We start from the raw sequence: 3,635 nt of genomic DNA, 5'->3' as shown, positions 1-3,635 counted from the left end.
TGAGCCCGGCCCCGTTCAGCGCCCGGGCCCAGCGGGCACCGGGACCCACCGACCGCCGTCGCGCCGGAGCACGTCCAGCCGGCCCGTCACGGCGACGCCGGACACCGCCTCCGCCATCCGCCGCGCCACCTCGGCGGCCTCGGCGTCCTCGCCGGCCCGGTGCGAGCCGTGCACCGTGAAGCGCAGCACGATCCGCGGGACGCGCGCCACGACCTCGATGTCCTTGGCCGCGAGCACGTGCGAGGCCTGGACGGCCGCCTCGGCCAGGTCCATGACCTCGTCGGGCCGGTGGCCGGGCAGGAGGTCGCCGATCTGCAGGCGGGCACGGTAGGAGGGCATGGGCCCAGGGTAGGGGTGGCCGCAGCAACGGTGACGACTTCCCTCGTCGCACGGGCCGGGCCCCTTCCGCCCGCCGCGGACGCGTGCCCTCCCGTGTCCGGACCCGCTCGTAGGGTGGGGCGCATGACTCAGACCGCCACCCCGCAGACCGACGCCCCCGCCGTGCCCGCGATCTTCGAACCGATCGAGATCAACGGCGTGCGCGTGCGCAATCGCCTGATCCTGCCGCCGATGTGCCAGTACTCGTGCGAGGCGCGCGACGGCGTCCCGCACGGCTGGCAGTTCCAGCACCTGGGCGCCCGCGCGGCCGGCGGCTTCGGGATCGTGGTGGCCGAGGCCACCGCCGTCACACCCGAGGGGCGCATCTCCCCGTGGGACACCGGCCTGTGGAACGACGAGCAGCGGGACGCGTGGGCGCCGATCGCCGAGTACATCGCCTCCGAGGGCGCCCTGCCCGCCATCCAGCTCGGCCACGCCGGCGCCAAGGCCTCCACCGTCCCCATGCACCCGGGCGCGCCCGCCGGGCAGCCGATCCTCGAGGGCCCCGACTCCTGGGAGACCCTCTCCCCCTCCGGCGTGGCCACCAACTCCATGGAGATCCGCACCCACGCGATGCGGGTGGACGAGATCCGGGAGACCGTCCAGGCCTTCGCCGACGCCGCCGAGCGCGCCGACCGTGCCGGCTTCGGCGCCGTGCAGCTGCACGCCGCCCACGGCTACCTCATCCACCAGTTCCTCTCGCCGCTGACCAACACCCGGACCGACGAGTACGGCGGGGACTTCGAGGGCCGCACCCGCTTCCTCAAGGAGGTCGTGGCGGCCGTGCGCGAGGTGTGGCCCGCGGACAAGGTCCTCGGCATCCGCATCTCCGGCTCGGACTGGATCGAGGGCGGCTGGAGCATCGAGGAGACCGTCCGCCTGGCGCAGGAGCTGCAGGGGCACGTGCACTGGTTCGACCTGTCCTCCGCGGGCATCGGCGACACCTACGAGGGCCCCCAGGGCCCGGGCTATCAGGTGCCGCTGGCCACCGCCGTGAAGGAGGGCACCGAGGGGATCGTGGTGTCCGCCGTCGGCTCGCTGACCGGCGCCGAGGAGGTCGCGGCCGTGGTGGACGAGGACCGCGCCGACGCCGTCTGCGTGGGCCGCGCCGCCCTGGCGAACCCGAACTGGCCGACCGCGGCCGCCCTCGCGCTCGACGTCCCCTCGGAGCAGGTGCCGATGGCCCGGCAGTACTTCCGAGCCAAGTGGTGAGCGGAACACGCGGGACCCGGTGTGCCCCCGGCGCGGAACTCCGGTAGAACAGAACCATGAGCGTGCGCACCCCCGACCCGAATCCGGGCTGGCTGTCCGACGAGGACCTCTACGAGGCCCGGCGCCGGCTGCCCATGGTGTATGTGGAGGCCATCCCGGTGCGGCTGGACTCCCTCGGCTACGTCACCGAGATCGGCCTGCTCTACGTGGCGGACGAGACCGGTACGTTCCAGCGGACGTTCGTCTCCGGCCGTGTCCAGTATCGGGAGACCATCCGCGCCGCGCTGATGCGCCACCTGGAGAAGGACCTCGGCCCGCTCGCCTTCCCGCAGCTGCCGCCGTCGGTGGTCCCCTGCACCGTCGCCGAGTACTTCCCGGCGCCGTCCGAGACCGGGCTGACGGACGACCGCCAGCACGCCGTGGCCCTGGTCTACGTGGTGCCGGTGACGGGTGAGTGCCAGCCGCGCCAGAACGCGCTCGAGCTGACCTGGCTCACCCCCGAGGAGGCCCTCGGCGAGGACATCCAGGCCGAGTTCATCGGCGGCCGCGGGGACCTGGTGCGCCAGGCCCTCGCCCACGTGGGATGGGGGCGCTGAGCATGGCACCGGTCGTCGGCGGCTACCTCCGCCATCTGAAGTCCCAGGACGTGCAGCCCGGGGACAGCTTCCTGACCCGCCGCGGCGAGCCCGCCCCGCCGGTGGCCTCGACCCGGGTGATGCGGGACGACTTCGGCACCCCCGCGCTCGTGATCGCCACCCTCGAGGGCGGCCGCGAGGTCAAGATCGCCCACGGCTCCGTGATCCGGGTCCGCACGGACCGCCCGGAGGAGCGCAGGGCCGTCCCGGACACCACCTTCTCCCCCGTGGACGCGGGCTCCCCCGAGGAGCGGATCGTCGCCGTCGGCAAGCGCCACCTCGAGGACACCGAGCTGACCGCCACCGCGGCCCGGCTCTCGCACGGGTTGAACCTGCGCTCCGGCTCCCAGCTGGAGGACGTGTTCGGCATGGCCGAGCGGCTCTACCTGCTGCACGAGGACACCGAGGGCACGCTCGCCACCCTGGGCCTGCTGACGAACCTGCCGTGGGACGGGGCCGTGGGGCGGTGGAAGTCCATCCAGGCCGCGCTGTCCCTGGCGTCGCTGATCCTGCGCGAGGAGGGCGAGCACATCGCCGCCGCCAACCTCGGCCGGCGCCTGCTCGAGGCGGACGAGGTCCCCTCCGAGCCGGGCCGGGCGGCCCGGGTGCTCGAGGTGCGCCAACGCCAGCTCAACGAGCCGCCGCTCTACGACCGGGAGATCTCCCGCGCCCTGCAGGCCCGCGACGCCGAGGCCGAGTATCAGTGGCGCCGCGCCCGGTTCGACCAGCTGCTCTACCTGCGCGCCCGCGGCGGCTCGGAGACGCTCACGGACGCCGACCTGGATTCCCGGATCGCCCGGGAGCTCGGCACGCTGCGCACCCTCGCCGACGAGCTCGAGGCGAAGGCCGCCACGCGCCGGTGAGGCCCAGCCGCGGGACGGGCGTCGGGAGCCGGCCCCGTCCCCGGTGACACGCCCTCCGGGGTGCGGTTCGTGTGGCGCACCTCACTTTCCAGCCCCTGTCGGGGCTATGCTCCCGGCATGACCGGCTCCGCACCCGCCCAGCTCCGCCTCCTCCGCGCCACGGACGCGCCCGCCGTCCTGGCGGCCTTCCACGCGGGCACCGTCGGCATGGCCGATCCCGCAGAGGTCACCGACGAGGCCTCCGCCCGCGCCTACGTCGACGGACTGGTCCAGGCGGAGGGGACGGACGCCGTCGCCGTGGTGGAGCGCGGGACGGACACGCTCATCGGCCTGGTCGCCGTCGTGCGCGACGAGGCGCACGGCACCGGCGCGCTCACCGCCTGGCTGCATCAGGGCTGGCGCGGGGACGCGATCATGTCGCGTGCGGCGACCACCGTGACGGACGCCGAGCTGGCCGAGGGCGGCCTCGAGCGGATCGAACTGGCCCACCGGGCGGACAGCCCGACGGCGGGGGCCGTCGCCCGGGCCGCCGGGCTCCGACACGAAG

5 protein-coding genes are annotated in these 3,635 nt (G+C 74.6%); 4 read left to right on the top strand and 1 reads right to left on the bottom strand.

Annotated elements, in window-relative coordinates; all coding sequences use genetic code 11:
- Positions 1 to 15: 15 nt before the first annotated feature.
- Positions 16 to 339, bottom strand: coding sequence for a hypothetical protein (locus tag HMPREF3105_RS11180; RefSeq protein WP_044659057.1), 324 nt, complete (start codon positions 337 to 339; stop codon positions 16 to 18).
- Positions 340 to 462: 123 nt separating this feature from the next.
- Here HMPREF3105_RS11180 and HMPREF3105_RS11175 point away from each other — a divergent pair, with 123 nt between their 5' ends.
- The 4 genes from HMPREF3105_RS11175 to HMPREF3105_RS11160 form a co-directional block, all read left to right on the top strand.
- On the top strand, positions 463 to 1,590 hold the full coding sequence (locus HMPREF3105_RS11175) for an oxidoreductase (RefSeq protein WP_044659058.1): 1,128 nt from the start codon (positions 463 to 465) through the stop codon (positions 1,588 to 1,590).
- A gap of 56 nt (positions 1,591 to 1,646) precedes the next feature.
- A complete protein-coding gene (locus HMPREF3105_RS11170) occupies positions 1,647 to 2,186 on the top strand; it encodes an NUDIX hydrolase family protein (RefSeq protein WP_036316089.1) in 540 nt (179 codons plus the stop codon).
- Positions 2,187 to 2,188: 2 nt separating this feature from the next.
- Positions 2,189 to 3,088: a DUF6707 family protein gene (locus tag HMPREF3105_RS11165; protein WP_225941407.1), complete on the top strand. Its 900-nt coding sequence runs from the start codon at positions 2,189 to 2,191 to the stop codon at positions 3,086 to 3,088.
- 117 nt (positions 3,089 to 3,205) lie between these two features.
- A partial coding sequence (locus tag HMPREF3105_RS11160) for a GNAT family N-acetyltransferase (RefSeq protein ID WP_070709647.1) occupies positions 3,206 to 3,635 on the top strand: 430 nt, incomplete at its 3' end.

Source organism: Micrococcus sp. HMSC31B01 (genome assembly GCF_001816085.1).
Classification (GTDB): Bacteria; Actinomycetota; Actinomycetes; order Actinomycetales; family Micrococcaceae; genus Micrococcus; species Micrococcus luteus.
The sequence above is the reverse complement of the archived record's forward strand: the minus strand, read 5'-3'. Positions and strand labels throughout refer to the sequence as shown.